Source organism: Vibrio sp. L5-1 (genome assembly GCF_021728315.1).
In the GTDB taxonomy this organism is placed as follows: Bacteria; Pseudomonadota; Gammaproteobacteria; order Enterobacterales; family Vibrionaceae; genus Vibrio; species Vibrio splendidus_K.
The window spans coordinates 1,294,892-1,309,565 of sequence record NZ_JAKKCQ010000001.1; the positions used below are offsets into that span (position 1 = coordinate 1,294,892).

The 14,674-nt window shown below is 43.3% G+C and carries 12 protein-coding genes; 8 read left to right on the plus strand and 4 right to left on the minus strand.

The features are described 5' to 3' along the window. Window positions 1-351: 351 nt before the first annotated feature. Window positions 352-816 (minus strand): DUF2850 domain-containing protein, encoded by a 465-nt coding sequence (locus L3V35_RS05380; protein ID WP_237298753.1) that lies wholly within the window; start codon window positions 814-816, stop codon window positions 352-354. A gap of 307 nt (window positions 817-1,123) precedes the next feature. Here L3V35_RS05380 and L3V35_RS05385 point away from each other — a divergent pair, with 307 nt between their 5' ends. Beyond that, window positions 1,124-1,405 (plus strand): pyrimidine/purine nucleoside phosphorylase, encoded by a 282-nt coding sequence (locus L3V35_RS05385; RefSeq protein WP_017089998.1) that lies wholly within the window; start codon window positions 1,124-1,126, stop codon window positions 1,403-1,405. Window positions 1,406-1,635: 230 nt separating this feature from the next. Here the strand turns inward: L3V35_RS05385 and L3V35_RS05390 are convergent, their stop codons facing one another. Continuing rightward, window positions 1,636-2,508 carry a pirin family protein gene (locus L3V35_RS05390; protein WP_237298755.1) on the minus strand — a complete coding sequence of 291 codons (873 nt, stop codon included), beginning with the start codon at window positions 2,506-2,508 and terminating at the stop codon, window positions 1,636-1,638. Between the two features lie 177 nt (window positions 2,509-2,685). Between L3V35_RS05390 and L3V35_RS05395 the strand changes: the two genes are divergently transcribed. After that, complete coding sequence (locus L3V35_RS05395; protein WP_054546126.1) at window positions 2,686-2,967, plus strand: hypothetical protein; 282 nt, start codon at window positions 2,686-2,688, stop codon at window positions 2,965-2,967. A gap of 28 nt (window positions 2,968-2,995) precedes the next feature. Here the strand turns inward: L3V35_RS05395 and L3V35_RS05400 are convergent, their stop codons facing one another. Then, window positions 2,996-4,186, minus strand: a complete 1,191-nt coding sequence (locus L3V35_RS05400; protein WP_146446973.1) for a GGDEF domain-containing protein — start codon at window positions 4,184-4,186, stop codon at window positions 2,996-2,998. Window positions 4,187-4,501: 315 nt separating this feature from the next. Between L3V35_RS05400 and L3V35_RS05405 the strand changes: the two genes are divergently transcribed. The 6 genes from L3V35_RS05405 to manA all read left to right on the plus strand — a co-directional run bounded on the left by L3V35_RS05405 (window position 4,502) and on the right by manA (window position 11,770). Then, window positions 4,502-4,840: a DUF1840 domain-containing protein gene (locus L3V35_RS05405; protein ID WP_146455334.1), complete on the plus strand. Its 339-nt coding sequence runs from the start codon at window positions 4,502-4,504 to the stop codon at window positions 4,838-4,840. Between the two features lie 404 nt (window positions 4,841-5,244). Beyond that, entirely contained in the window at window positions 5,245-6,639 is a 1,395-nt protein-coding gene (gene uhpT / locus L3V35_RS05410) for a hexose-6-phosphate:phosphate antiporter (protein ID WP_004732760.1), read from the plus strand. Between the two features lie 176 nt (window positions 6,640-6,815). Then, a complete protein-coding gene (gene uhpA, locus L3V35_RS05415; RefSeq protein ID WP_004732761.1) occupies window positions 6,816-7,424 on the plus strand; it encodes a transcriptional regulator UhpA in 609 nt (202 codons plus the stop codon). Continuing rightward, window positions 7,424-8,920 (plus strand): signal transduction histidine-protein kinase/phosphatase UhpB, encoded by a 1,497-nt coding sequence (gene uhpB / locus L3V35_RS05420; protein ID WP_267136086.1) that lies wholly within the window; start codon window positions 7,424-7,426, stop codon window positions 8,918-8,920. The genes uhpA and uhpB overlap by 1 nt, the downstream gene beginning before the upstream one ends. Window positions 8,921-8,928: 8 nt before the next feature. Further along, window positions 8,929-10,269, plus strand: coding sequence for an MFS transporter (locus L3V35_RS05425; protein WP_237298758.1), 1,341 nt, complete (start codon window positions 8,929-8,931; stop codon window positions 10,267-10,269). Between the two features lie 295 nt (window positions 10,270-10,564). Continuing rightward, window positions 10,565-11,770 carry a mannose-6-phosphate isomerase, class I gene (manA, locus tag L3V35_RS05430; RefSeq protein WP_237298960.1) on the plus strand — a complete coding sequence of 402 codons (1,206 nt, stop codon included), beginning with the start codon at window positions 10,565-10,567 and terminating at the stop codon, window positions 11,768-11,770. A gap of 116 nt (window positions 11,771-11,886) precedes the next feature. Here the strand turns inward: manA and L3V35_RS05435 are convergent, their stop codons facing one another. Further along, entirely contained in the window at window positions 11,887-14,568 is a 2,682-nt protein-coding gene (locus tag L3V35_RS05435) for a hypothetical protein (RefSeq protein ID WP_237298760.1), read from the minus strand. Window positions 14,569-14,674: the final 106 nt, after the last annotated feature.

Consider the following 14,674-nt stretch of genomic DNA (forward strand, 5'->3'; position numbering starts at 1 on the left):
ATTTTATAACTGAAAATAAATCCGTTTTCGATGGACAACTAAAAAATAGTATTTCGTTACAATTCTGTTGCTTAATGAGTGAGAGGCTGAGTCCATGTTTTATAAAATAAAACACCCTTCAGAAGTAAAATCTCATAAGTGAAAATCCACGACATGAAGTTATGAAAAGATGCGACAAACGATAAGAAAATATCGCAAGTTGAAGCAGTATCACAAAGCGAAGTGTGTTGAGTGAGCGGCGCAGATCGGTAGGTAAATATGAAAGTAGTGATGCGGAGAATACTTTTTACGGAGAAGACTATTTACGGAGAAGACTATTATTTAGACGACTGAAGAAGACTGAGAAGGGGATTATCTTTTGAATTGCTCAGCTAAAGAAGCCCGTCTTTGTTGCATCACACTGTGGGTATCACCAGTTGCAGTATCCTCGTAGCCTTCTTTAATAAATTGCTGAGATGGTACGCTTGGCTCTAGTCGCTTCAAGCGAGGAGAATCGTAAGTTCCACTGATGGTGTAAACGGTGGTTCCAGAGCCTGTGCTGATCGTGACAATCTTGCCATCAAAATCAAACGAGGTAGCAATGAGGCGATGATTCATCATCACACCATTATCTGAAAGTGTCAGGGTATCAGTATTGTAAGGTGGTGCTGCAATCTCTATCCATGTGCCATAGACATTGCTTGGGCTGACAGATTGTTGGTGGGCTTGGTAAGCAAAATAGCCCGCGGTGAGGGCAATCATAAAACCAGCTAATAGGAAGCTGTAGAGTAACGAGTTGGCAAATAAATCTCTGCTTTTGATCGACTTTTTTGCCATTATCTCTTCATTTTCCCACTGATATTATTTTAGATTCTATTAACTAAAACCTTAGTTTGCAAAAATTGTTATAAGAGTTAGAAGCAGGATCGAATGTTCCAATAAATTTGGTTGCGTTGGCGATTTTTTACCTGATTCCTTGGTATTTACGTTATCAATGAAAGTGAATTCAATAAATGCCTAAGCTATGCGTATTTATTTCTTGTAGGACAGTCTCGAATTGGTTAAAACAATTATCACCTAGATTTACGCATAGGCTCATTCGTTGAGTCCAATAATTGCAATTTGAAGATAACAAGGAAGTACAATGATTAAAGAAAACACATACTTTGAAGGTGGCGTTAAGTCGTTAGCGTTTAACCAAGCTGGCGCTGATGTGAGTGTTGGTGTGATGGCGGCTGGCGAATACACGTTCGGTACTGCGGCTCCAGAGAAGATGACCGTTGTTAAAGGTGCTTTAATTGTAAAGCGTGTTGGCGATGATGACTGGACGACATACCAATCTGGTGAGTCTTTTGACGTTGCGGGTGATTCTTCATTCGACCTACAGGTAAAAGAAGCGACAGCTTACCTGTGTGAGTACCTGTAACTCGCTCTAAATTCGTTTAATCAGGGCATCGTTGGTCTCTAATTTAATAGAAAAAAACCACGCTCTAAGAGCGTGGTTAAATAAGTGATAGTAACCGGCAGTGGATAGTGTCACTTGTTTTTGCAGTCATCAAATGGATGACCAAATCGTTGTTCGTTGCAAAATATCTTCAATCTTCAATCTTCAATCTTCAATTCAAATCTCAAAGCTCAAAGACAGACATCTGTAAATCAGTAAGTCTCAAATACGCCGTTGTTGTAATCCTGAATCGTCTGTTCAATATCTTCCATTGAATTCATGACGAACGGACCATAGTGCACAACAGGTTCATTAATCGGCTGACCAGAAAAAATCAGTACACCTGAATCTTCTAGGCTTTCTAAAGACAACAATTCAGCTTTTGTTAACAGGGCAAGCTGACCTTGCTTGATCACTTTGTCGTTGATCTTAATACTGCCTCGGTACACATAAGTCATGGCATTGTGATTAACATTAGTCCCTAACGTCACTTTTTGCCCAGAATGAGAGCGCCAATCCGCAACGCTTAATGGCACACCTGTTTTCTGCAATGGACCTTGCGCCCGTAAAGCCTCTGAATCATCGTTAGTTTGGTTATGCAGTTCAAACCCACCGGCTATCACTCTCAATAAACCACGTTGTTCACTTTGGTGTTCTGTAATGCTTTCACTCTGGAAGTCGTGATATTGCGCTGGCTGCATTTTGTGTGTTGCTGGTTGGTTTATCCAAATCTGAAAACCGTGCAATGCGCCTTCTTCCATCATTGGCATTTCGCTGTGAATAACACCACGACCTGCGGCCATCCACTGCGCGCCACCGCAGCGTAGCTCTCCAACATTCCCCATGTGGTCTTTGTGTTGGAAGTGACCTTGGAGCATGTAAGTGAGCGTTTCTATCCCGCGGTGAGGGTGTGGAGGAAAGCCACCAACATAGTCTTTGCTTTCATCCGACTTAAGTTCATCAATCATCAAAAATGGAGAGAAACGCGTGTTATTGAAGCCAGCGAGTCTTTGGATTTTGACGCCATCACCATCGGAGGTGGCATGTGCTGCAATCACATGATCTACTGTTCTTACACTCGTCATTTTGAAATCCTCATAAACTTGAATAGCTGTAGTTTATGTAATTCGATTTAAAAAGAAGATGGCATAGCGTTGAGTGACTTATTCGAAAATTTTGAACAGGTAACAATAATTTTGAACAGGTAACAATATGAAATTATGTCTATACTCAATATAGAGTAGACCGCCAAGGAGGCCGCTATGGCAGTACAGCAAAAACATGGCGAAAGGCAAGGTCGGATGGGCTTTGATAACGACTTTACAACGGAGCAAGGGCAGCGTTTTACCGAGGTTGCGAACAGCGCTGTTAAACGTCGCGTGAAAAAACGTGAGATTGAAGCACCGTTTATTCAGTCGGCTAAGCAAGCTGCTTTTAAAACGGTAGTGAGACCTAGAGGCAATAACCCAAACCGAACACGACAAGTCGTATGGATTATTGTTATCGGGTTAGTGAGCCTATGGCTTATGTATATGGCAGGTTAGCGCGCTTAGCAGTCAGCGATATTAATGGTTAACGTTGACGCGTTTTTAACAGCGTAACATTGTTCCCTTCGACTTTTGCTTCAAGACAATCTTCAAGCTCAGATGAATCCGATTCTGAGAAGGTTAGATTCGTCGGTAGTTCTTCTATCAAGGTCGATACTGGATTGTCGTGATAATAAGCGTATCGGTTTTTTCCTGAGTGCTTAGCGACATACATCGCTTTATCAGCACATCTCGTCAGTTCATGTAATTCTTGAGCATCTTGCGGATACAAAGACACCCCAACACTGAGCGTTAATTCCTTGATTCTCTCGTTTGTCTGGCAACCACTTTCGAATAACCCACAAATCCTATCTAAAATACCGTCTAGATCTTTACGAGTTGGTACATCGTAGAGCATCAAAACAAACTCGTCGCCAGCAAAGCGCGCAATCGAATAATCGTATTCATGGCTTTTTCTGTCTCTGGTTCGGATGTTGTTGCTCAAGCGATTAGCAAAGTGCTGTAAGACACTGTCTCCGACGTCGTGCCCGTAGCTGTCGTTAATGCCTTTAAAGTCATCAATATCTAAAAAGACCAATGCCGTAAGTGATCGCTCACTATCCACTGTCGCAAGCTTTTCTACCGCCCAGCGCTCAAAACTCCAGCGGTTTGCCAATCCGGTAAGTTGGTCTCTGTAGGCGAGATCTTCAATGCCTTCTTTATACAGGCGTTGGATGTAACTGACGGCTTTTGTGTAGTAATAAGCGGATGTGTGACACACCAAGCTCATGGTAAACAGGCTAAGAATAAATCTGTGTGTGCTGTTAAATGGCAAAGAAAAGTTGTTGGGCATCGCCGTAATTAAGATGCTGATAAATAGGCAAAATGAGGTGCTGAAGACAATGCCAATTCTGAAATCGTTAATGAAAATGACGGCTGCCAGAATCGGATAGAGCCAAAGTATCCGGTCGGGAATAGCGTGACTGTACAAGAATAGGATAACCCCTTGTACCAGAAGAACGCCACTCAGAATCAATTCTGAATATTCAGGGTTAATGACTTTTCTTACGTAAAATGCATTGGAGATAGCGATCAGTGCAAAACACAATTCGAAAACCGATAGTGTGTAATGTTGGCCTTGGAAGTAAGCCCAAGTGTAGAAAATGAATAACGCAGCGGCAGTCAGTGAAAAGGAGTGGACAATCTTTTGCTTGCGGGTGGATCGTATGTCCGCCATTTCTTCTAGATGTCTGCCGACCAGCCTTTTCATGTGATTTGTGCCAAAGATTTTGATAATGAAGTTAATAGTAGATTAAATAATAAGCTATGCGGATACTTAGATGGCTATTTAGTGTGATTATTATCAAGGTTTTATATTAAAAATGCCCAACCGATAATAAATAGTGATGCGTATCACTGACGGCGCAAGCTTGTCCGAGAGGGAGGATAATCAAGGTTCGAGTTGGCAAAAGCGATTTAGTTATTATCCACTTGCTTTCCAATGATTTACTCAACATAGTTTACAGATACCTAAATTTGATAGAGGCTCATTATGTTAATTACCTTTAGTTGCAAGGCTCATGCTAGCGTCACGATGTTTGGTGAAGTAGGTCTTCAGTTCATTAAGATGCTTGGACATAGTGGCGCGATCCCAGGAGCCATTGATGCTTCAGAGGTTCCTCAAGCGCTAAACAACTTACGTGCTGCGATCGCTGCTGAGCAGAGCAAACCGGTAGAGCAAGAAAATGCTGATGACGACAGTGAAGAAGAGGTTGTTGAAGCGCCTGTTAATATCGGTAGCCGAGCTTTTCCGCTAGTCGAACTATTGAAAGCGGCTATCAAGGATGAATGCGAAGTGATGTGGGAAGACGGCAGCGGTAAACGACTGTAGTACGATTCGCGCAAAACACGTAACAAGCCTATTGAATCTATTTTAATAGGAATGAATGTTGAGCCAGTATTGATCATGTCATGGAGTTTGATGGTGATGAATCGACACTGGCGCTTTTTTTAGGCGAAGTGTTTCACTTGTGTCTGTTCGTTTACAAAGTTTATCAGCCTTGAAATGAGTTACTTTTGTTATCGTAATATCAATACATAACAGACCGTAAACAAAGTGATGCTGTTCACGCTTTCTTGACTCCCAATTCTGAACTAGGAATTTTTCTTAGTTATTCTAAGACCCTCTCTCATGCGGTCGATTTTTAGACTCTTTATTATTTCACGGTCAACTAACAAAGAATGCATGGTCGCAATTATGCCGTGCAGACCTCATAAATAATAAGAGAGTTCACAATGTTAAAGTTCCTAGATCAGGTTCGAAAACCGACACTGGATCTTCCGGTCGAAACTAGAAGAAAAATGTGGTTTAAACCCTTCCTTCAATCTTACCTAGTCGTGTTCATTGGTTATCTAACCATGTATTTGATCCGTAAGAACTTCAATGTCGCGCAAAACGACATGATTTCTACTTATGGGTTATCAATGACGGATCTAGGTCTTATCGGTCTTGGTTTCTCAATCACTTATGGTATCGGTAAAACCGTCGTTTCTTATTACGCCGATGGTAAAAATACCAAGCAGTTCCTGCCCTTCATGCTTGTCCTTTCGGGTATTGCCATGTTGGGCTTCAGCTTCAGTATGGGTGGCGGCAGCGCTAGCTTATTCATGATGGTTGCCTTCTACGCATTGAGTGGTTTCTTCCAAAGTACGGGTGGCCCTTCAAGTTATTCAACGATCACTAAATGGACGCCTCGTAACAAGCGTGGTTCGTATTTAGGTCTTTGGAATATGTCGCACAACGTGGGTGGTGCTGGTGCTGCTGGTGTTGCTCTGTTTGGTGCGAATTACCTATTTGATGGCAACGTAATTGGTATGTTCGTTTTCCCATCTATCATCGCGATTGTGGTGGGTTTTATTGGCATGCGTTTTGGTAATGATTCTCCAGAAGCATACGGTCTAGGTACGGTTGAAGAGTTGTTTGATGAAGAAATTAGCGAAGAAGATACTATCGCTGAAGAAAATCAAATGACCAAGAAAGAGATCTTTGTTGAGTACATTCTAAAAAACAAAGTGATCTGGTTGCTCTGCTTCGCGAATATCTTTTTATACATTGTTCGTATCGGTATCGATCAATGGTCTACCGTTTACGCGTATCAAGAGCTAGGTCTATCAAAAGAAACGGCGATTTCAGGCTTTACTCTTTTTGAAGTCGGAGCACTGGTTGGCACATTGATGTGGGGTTATTTATCAGACCTTGCGAACGGACGCCGTGCTTTAGTTGCCTGTGTATCGCTTGGACTGATTATTGTCTCTCTAGAGTTCTACCAAAATGCAACGAGCGAGTTCATGTACCTAGCGTCACTGTTCGTACTTGGCTTCCTAGTGTTCGGTCCTCAACTGTTGATTGGTGTTGCTGCGGTAGGTTTTGTACCTAAGAAAGCAATCAGTGTTGCTGACGGCGTGAAAGGTACATTTGCTTACCTAATTGGTGACAGCTTTGCCAAACTTGGCCTCGGTATGATTGCGGATGGCACACCTATTTTCGGCTTAACGGGTTGGAAAGGCACATTCGCAGCATTGGATACATCTGCTGCTATTTGTATTGTTTTGCTGCTATTCGTTGCGGTTGCGGAAGAGAAGAAGATTCGTCACGCGAAGAAGATGCACCTAGCTGCTCAAAACGCCTAGCGAGTTTTCGTAAATAGAGTTTCGGGTAGTTAGTCTCACGTGCTTTATTTGATTAAAGCACGTGAGATCATACCAATCGCTAGTTCGATTCAGTATCATATCTATCAATAAACTTAATATTAAATAGCTCCTGTCGGGGCTATTTTTCTTTCTTACTCCTAATTTTGGTTAATATCATGATTAATGTTGCGCTTGTTGATGACCACGTCATTGTTCGTTCGGGCTTTGCTCAATTACTCAGTCTTGAAACTGATATTACGGTCGTGGGTGAATTCAACTCTGCGGCAGAAGCGCGCCTCGGATTGCCAAGTTGTCACCCTGATGTCGTTATCTTGGATATTTCAATGCAGGATGAAAGTGGCTTGAGCTTATTGGAAGAAATTCCATCAGGCATTGCCAGTATCATGCTGAGCGTACATGACTCTCCGGCGATGGTTGAGAAGTCATTAGAGTTAGGAGCCAAAGGTTATCTCAGCAAGCGCTGCAGCCCAGATGAGTTAATCCAAGCCGTACATACGAGCGCAAATGGTGGCTGTTATCTCACGCCCGATATCGCTATAAAGCTTGCGACACCAATGAAGAATAAAGCCTCTTTAAATCAACTCACCCGTCGAGAAAGCGAAGTGTGCCAGTTATTGGCAACAGGGCTCGATGTGAAATCTATCGCCGTTGAGTTAGGGGTTAGTCATAAAACGGTTCATGTACACCGTGCCAATGCCATGGACAAACTCAATGTTAAGAACAACGTTGAGTTAGCTAAATTGTTCACTCAAGATCAGTACTAATGCGCTCCTATCTAGCCACCTCCCTATGTGGGGTTTTTATGGCTGGCAGCGCATGGTTTTGTTTATGGGTTATTGCCTTTTATTTCATTAATGACCCTGAGTTAGCCATTCTGCTTTTTCCATTCTCACTCAGGTTAGGAATGACGCTGCACACTCGCACTCACTATTGGCCTGCTATCTATATTGCAGAGTGGGGGCTCGCGATCGCTCTAGCTCTATTACTGGATGAACCCCAATGGCTGACGATACTAATCGCCAGTGGACTAAGTATTCCAGCTACTCTAATTGCCAAACGTTATTATTCTGGTGACCAGAATCGTCACTTGTTAGTGATGGCGAGCTTAATCATGGTCACCGCATCAATTAACGTTGCCGTGGTGGGTTCTCATGTTCCAGCCGTTTACATGGTGTGGTTAGCGAGTATCACGGGTGGACTGATGCTGGTGCCTATGTGTTATCTGGTCTGGAACTATCTATTCCAAAATAAGTGGGCGCCACTGAGCTCTTACTTAATCCATAATGTTGTAGAGTTCAAAATCCGTCACATCGCTTTATACAGTGTGTTGCTGGTGGCCAGTATTTTGATACAAACCAGTTTGCCTGATGAACTCAGACGATTTGCCCCATTTTGTATGGCGATCCCTATTATCTTGCTGGCCGTTCGTTACGGATGGCAAGGCGCTTTGCTCGCGACCCTGTTAAACAGTGTTGCGCTGATTGCTGCCCACAGTGGAACGTCCAAACTCGAAATTACCGATTTACTCTTATCTCTTTCCGCTCAAACCATCACTGGTATATTGCTGGGTCTTGCAGTTCAAAAGCAAAAAGATCTCAATTCGAAATTGCGCAGTGAGCTCTCCAGGAATCAAAATCTTTCACGTCAGTTAATCACAGCTGAAGAATCGGTTCGTCGTGACATTGCTCGTGAGCTACACGATGAAATCGGTCAAAACATCACGGCAATTCGCACTCAAGCAAGCATTATTAAGCGTGTCGACGCGGCTGAGATGAGCGTTCGTTGTGCGGGCACGATTGAGTCATTGTCTTTGAATGTTTATGACACCACCAAGCGTCTACTTACAAAACTAAGACCTAAGATGTTGGACGATCTTGACCTAAAAGATTCTGTGGAACAGCTTATTCGAGAGATGGAGTTTTCGGATCACGGCGTTGATATCCAGTTAAATTGGCAAGGTGATTACTCGTGTTTGAGTGACACGCTCAAGGTCACTATCTTCAGGCTGTGCCAAGAATCTCTAAACAACGCCTCTAAATACGCCAACGCGAGCGAAATCAGAATTGAACTGATTCTAGATGATCAGGCTTATCTTCGGATCTCAGACAATGGCGTTGGTTTTACAGCGCAAGACCTTCTCAAAGGAATGGGTGTTCGTGGTATGCAAGAGCGTGTTCAGGCGCTCGGTGGCAAGATGACAATCAACGCTAATGGCTCATCTTCGGGCACCAATATCAGCGTTACATTACCTAAAGTGTGAGAACGAATATGTTTGGATTTCTGCGCTCAACAACGTCAAAGAGTGATGCTCTAACTGATGATGAGATCAATCTGAGTTACCACTACTGGCGTCTTCACATCATGATAGGAATGTATGTCGGCTATGCCGGTTTTTACTTCACTCGTAAAACCTTTAATTATGCCGCGCCAGCTATGATCACCGACCTTGGCTTGGACAAAGGCGATATCGGCTTAATTGGCACGCTCTTTTATCTTTCTTATGGCTTATCGAAATTTATCTCAGGCACGATATCGGATCGTTCAAACCCGCGCTACTTTATGGGGCTTGGCTTAATCGCAACAGGCTTGATCAATATCGCGTTTGGCTTTTCTAGTTCGTTAGCGGCTTTCATCTCGCTTTGGGTACTGAATGCATGGTTCCAAGGTTGGGGCTGGCCATCGTGTTCTAAGTTATTGACGACTTGGTATTCTCGCTCCGAAAGAGGCTTTCGCTGGGCTATATGGAATACAGCACACAACGTTGGTGGGGCGCTAATTCCTATTCTCGTGGGTTATCTAACGCTGCAATTCAGTTGGCGAGCTGGGTTTATCTGGCCAGGTGTGATTGGTGTATTTATCGGTCTTATCGTTTGTTGGCGCTTACGTGATAAGCCCACCACCATGGGACTTCCGACGGTAGGGAAGTGGCGCAGTGACCATCTAGAATTGGCGCAAGAGAGCCATGGGCAAGGGTTAAGCTATCGAGAAATCCTGAAAACCTATGTGTTCAGCAATAAGTACATTTGGCTGCTCGCCTTTAGCTATGTGTTGGTTTACATCGTAAGAACGGCGGTTAACGACTGGGGTAACTTATACCTCACCGAAGAACACAATTACAGTTTGATAAACGCCAACGCTGCCTTGTCTCTGTTTGAGATTGGCGGTTTCGTTGGTTCACTTGTTGCTGGGTGGGGATCGGATAGGCTATTTGGTGGCAACCGTGGCCCGATGAACATCCTGTTTGCGATTGGTATTTTTCTCTCGGTATCGGCTTTATGGCTTATGCCATTAACCAATTTTGTGTTTCAAGCCGCTGGTCTGTTTTGTGTTGGCTTCTTTGTTTTTGGCCCTCAGATGCTTATTGGCATGGCGGCGGCAGAATGTTCGCACAAAGACTCTGCTGGGGCGGCGACAGGCTTTGTTGGCTTGTTTGCTTACATGGGTGCAGCACTTTCTGGTTACCCATTAGCGCTCGTTCTAGAAACTTATGGTTGGAGTGGGTTCTTCATTACCATCTCTACTTGTGCGGCCGTTATTGGCTTGCTGCTGCTGCCTTTCCTACAAGCTCAATCGCCTCAGAAAAGTGCAGAGGTTCGCTCTGGCTTTTAAGGACTCTTCCCGATAACAAGATAGTCGCTGGTGTTTGTATTGTTGCTTGTATCGCTGCTGTAACCAGTGCGATACAAGTAGCTATCTTATTCTCAGCGCTTTCTACTAGTGATATTCAAATGTGACTCTTTTCACGCTTTTCATCGATCTCACCTGTTTCTAAGAATTTTTCCTATTGCGTCTAAGACCTCATCTCATGTGGGGCCTAGCTGCTCTCTGTAGTCTTTCTAATTATTTACGTTATTAGAAATCAGCTCTCTGAATTATGTTCAAAGGGCTCACTATGGAAAACGCCATGTCACTCAGCCACTTCTCAGAACACTCATTTTTCCCAATGGAAAACACCATCCAAAATTATGCATGGGGGAGTATTTCTTCGATACGTGAGCTGTTTGGCTTTAAGAATGAGTCACAAGAGCCGCAAGCGGAAGTCTGGATGGGAGCACATCCGAAGGGCTGCTCAATGGTCAAGCTTGACCAACATTTGGTGCCTCTATCTGAGCTGATTAAAAAGAATAAACCCGCTTATCTATCTACTGATATTGCGCAGGAGTTCGGTGAGCTACCGTTCTTGTTTAAGATCTTGGCAGCAGAAAAAGCGCTGTCTGTTCAGGTTCACCCAAACAAGCGCCAAGCTGAAATTGGCTTTGCGAGAGAAGAGCAAGCAAGAATTCCCCTAAACGCAGGGCATCGCAATTACAAAGACTCGAACCACAAACCTGAATTGGTTTACGCGATCACTGAATATCAAGCGATGAATGGCTTTCGAGAGTTCGATAAAATATTGGGTCTGTTCAGAAAATTGGATTCGAGCGAGCTGGCTGGCTTGGTTGAAGAGTTTGGTAACAATATTGATTCTCTTGGCTTAGAAGCGTTTTTCCGCGATCTGTTAACGCTGAATGACCAACGTAAACACCGAGCATTAGAGCAACTTTTGACTCACGCAGCCGCTCACCAAGATCAAGCTGAGTTTGCTTTGGTTACTGAGCTTAGCCATCAGTACCCGAACGATATCGGTTTGTTTTGTGTTCTGCTGCTTAACTTGATCACACTAAAGCCGGGTGAAGCGATGTATTTGAATGCGAACACTCCGCACGCTTACATCAAGGGGACTGGGCTCGAGATCATGGCGAATTCAGACAACGTGTTACGTGCTGGTTTAACGCCAAAACACATTGATGTCGCTGAGTTAGTCGCCTGCACAAAATTTACGCCAATTCCCTTCGAACGCTTATTATTAGCACCCTCAAAACTGGGTCAATGTGATAGCTATGATATCCCGGTCAATGATTTTGATTTCAATATTTTTCACCGCCCTCAGCAAGAAGAAGTCATCACAAGCGGTGCTGAAATTTTAATGGCAATAGACGATGATCTAACGCTAGTGAGTGAGAAAGGCGAGCACTTAACCCTCACTAAAGGACAATCGGTATTTATTCCAGCCTATATTGGTCATTACGAATTGAGCAGTAAAGGACGAGTGGCTAGGGCGTTTAACTAGGGGAAGCGATGAGCTTGAAATGCTACCAAGTTTTGTGAATGGAGATGTTGGCTTAAAGAGCTAATACGAAAAAAAACAAGCCAATAAGATATTGGCTTGTTCATATTATCTAACGATTATTGAATAGAAGGTAAGCTTTTTGCTTTCATATTAATCGACATACCCCAAGAGGACTCCTCTCGAACGGACTTAATAGATCCTCGGTTAGTGAGCCATGTTGTTTGAGTGTCACGAGGTCCGTCATTTTCGAATTGTGTCTCACTTGTTACTTTACATGCAGCAAAGGTACCCGCAGGCACAGTAACTTCTTCTTTACCTAGGTAGGTTTCTTGGTAGTTGAAAGTGGGTAGAAAGTAAGGTTGTCCGTAGATAATATCGTCTAGTGAAGTCTCTACAGAAACGGTTCTTAATCCAGGGTACTCAGTTTCACCGAATTCACCGCTGATCTCGTCATACCAATAATCAAACTGAGAGGCAAGTGGTGCGTTAGTTGACGTTCCAAAGTCTACCGTTTGATTGATGATTTTTTGGTTGTCAGTAATCGTCAGTGGTAATGCTGCTTTAGCCGACCCCCAACCTAGTGAGTCATCAGAGTTAAAGCCCTCTTGACCTAGATAGTGATCTTCAGAGCTATATGAGTACTCATACCCCATTAAAGCACCTTCCGAATCTTTGATATCGATACGCGTTTTTTCTAGGCTACCTTCTAAGTCAGTAATCCAGCTTGGAAGTCCAGTGACTAACGTAACGTCATTCAGCCAAGAGAAAGTGTCGCCCAAGTAGGTAAACTCATAAGTTAGGTTCTGTGTTTTTGCCTCCTGATCCCACATAGGTGTGCGTTGTACATCGTAAACCGTGACGTCATTAGCCGTCGCAATGAACTCAGCATCCGGCAGCGAGTCAAGACAAGCCTGTAGGTTGAGAGGGTGTAAAGGTTGTGGTGTTAATGCGTTATCCAAAATGAACTGCTTAGTCGCTTCATCAAAAACATAAGCCTCACTGCCTGCATCTTCAACTTCCTTGTAGGTAATACGTACAAAGCCTTCGACTACAGACAAGTAAGCGGAGTTATCTTCTTTTTGGTAGTTAGACCATGTAGCTTGCGAGTGGATAGATTCAGGGATCGTAACTTGACGTAATACCTCGCCATTTACGGATTCATCTTTCCACGAACCGAGTTCCGACAATTTGGAGAATGTAGAATCTAAATTCCATGCTCTTGTATAATAAACAACGGTGCCGTTAGAAAGCAGCTGTGCAAATATTTCAGCACTTTCCATGCCTGCCATTGGAATTAAATCTGCATGATTGTTAGACGCTGTGTCATGACGGTCTGATTCATCTTCAGCAATGGTCGATGCCAAAGTGGCAAGCCATGTATCGCTGCCATTCTTAAAGGCGCTAATGCCGTTACACATGTTATTGAGCGCTTCATAGCGATCCGGAGCGTGCTCGGCACACCAATCACCTTTGTAAAAGGTATAAATGTTGTCGTTGATGTCTTCTACAGACAATTTATATGCGGTTGTGTTGTCAGGGAATTTTAAACCTACTGGCATAATGTTAGACCAAACGTTTTCATCATCCGTTTGATCCATGATGGAACGAACATTGAGCCCACTGATATCTAATTGCTTGGCACTAGCAACTTCACTAAAAATCGAGCTTCTAGATTCTAGAGTTAAGCTGCCGTCTTTGTTCGGCTTAATGCTGGTTAAGGTATCATCGCTCGCTTCCCAACCGTTTTGTCCTAACACCATGTTATTTGTGTCAGGGGTATATTCAAACTCAACAAATTGCTCAGCAAAGTAATCATAAATATAACTGGTTTCGGTCACTGAGTTATCTGAATCAGACTTCAATGTTCCATAGGCAACCACTAAATCTTTGCCAGTGTCATTATCGCCGCCAAACCAATTGATACCGTCTGTTTTGATAAGCTTCGCAAGGTCGGCTTGCTTAGAGCCTTTATTTGCCTCATTTTCTTTAATTTTATCTTCGAGATTAGAGTCATCAATGGTGATATGATCGCGATTAATACTGCCAGCAATATCGCTTGGGTCGAAGTTTTCACCAGCGGCTTCAATATTCTTAACGACTTCGTCGAGAACTCGTGTTACTTCCTCTGCAATTAATGCGGTGAGTGCCTCGACAGAAATACCGGCGCCCGCTGCCGTTTCTGATAACGCATCCGTGTTCTCAGCCATGACTGAAGCGGTAACTTGAGCTACGCGGTGTAGGTTTTCAAAAGCCGCTTTTTGTGAATCGGCTAAGTCATTATTGTTTTTGGCTTCGATATAATCTTGCGTTAAGTCGAGTGTGGTTCCCAACTTTTCTTGAATAGCTGTTTTGGCTTCTTCTAACGAAGAACCACTCTCGATTTCATTTTGAATGAGAGTAGTTAATGGACTAATAAATTCCGATTTTGGTGGGGCAGTTAGGCGATAGCTCTTGCTTAGAACGACACCTGGGTTATCGGTATCGATGGTTTGTCCGGCAACCACTTCGATCAACAGAGTACCTTGTTCAAGTTGTTCTTGAGTTAGATTATCAATTGTAAACGAACCATCGTCACCCGTTACGGCACTTGGCTCATCCTTATCACAAACTTTATTACTGTTTAGATCCAAACACGCATTGGCTCCTACCAAGTAGCCATCAGCGGCTTTTGCTGTTAAAGACGCTGAAGTTGCTGTTGAACCGCCAGTATCAGTTGCGGAGTTATCTGAACTATCGCTACCACAACCTGCCATCCCTAGGGCTATTGCCACTGCTAACAGTGAACGTTGACCATTCATGTTAGTTCTCCTATTAAGTTATTGATAAAAATTATTACTCTGGAATCAATCGGGAGAATGTCATTGATAAATATGACTATTTATAAATTGAATGCCATTGATGAGA

What these genes read in the sequence shown, in the direction of transcription:
- L3V35_RS05395 (WP_054546126.1), top strand. Translation starts at nt 2,686, where the DNA reads ATGGCAGTACAGCAAAAACATGGCGAAAGGCAAGGTCGGATGGGCTTT.
- uhpA (WP_004732761.1), top strand. Translation starts at nt 6,816, where the DNA reads ATGATTAATGTTGCGCTTGTTGATGACCACGTCATTGTTCGTTCGGGC.
- L3V35_RS05405 (WP_146455334.1), top strand. Translation starts at nt 4,502, where the DNA reads ATGTTAATTACCTTTAGTTGCAAGGCTCATGCTAGCGTCACGATGTTT.
- uhpB (WP_267136086.1), top strand. Translation starts at nt 7,424, where the DNA reads ATGCGCTCCTATCTAGCCACCTCCCTATGTGGGGTTTTTATGGCTGGC.
- manA (WP_237298960.1), top strand. Translation starts at nt 10,565, where the DNA reads ATGTCACTCAGCCACTTCTCAGAACACTCATTTTTCCCAATGGAAAAC.
- uhpT (WP_004732760.1), top strand. Translation starts at nt 5,245, where the DNA reads ATGTTAAAGTTCCTAGATCAGGTTCGAAAACCGACACTGGATCTTCCG.
- L3V35_RS05385 (WP_017089998.1), top strand. Translation starts at nt 1,124, where the DNA reads ATGATTAAAGAAAACACATACTTTGAAGGTGGCGTTAAGTCGTTAGCG.
- L3V35_RS05390 (WP_237298755.1), bottom strand. Translation starts at nt 2,508, where the DNA reads ATGACGAGTGTAAGAACAGTAGATCATGTGATTGCAGCACATGCCACC.
- L3V35_RS05425 (WP_237298758.1), top strand. Translation starts at nt 8,929, where the DNA reads ATGTTTGGATTTCTGCGCTCAACAACGTCAAAGAGTGATGCTCTAACT.
- L3V35_RS05380 (WP_237298753.1), bottom strand. Translation starts at nt 816, where the DNA reads ATGGCAAAAAAGTCGATCAAAAGCAGAGATTTATTTGCCAACTCGTTA.
- L3V35_RS05400 (WP_146446973.1), bottom strand. Translation starts at nt 4,186, where the DNA reads ATGGCGGACATACGATCCACCCGCAAGCAAAAGATTGTCCACTCCTTT.
- L3V35_RS05435 (WP_237298760.1), bottom strand. Translation starts at nt 14,568, where the DNA reads ATGAATGGTCAACGTTCACTGTTAGCAGTGGCAATAGCCCTAGGGATG.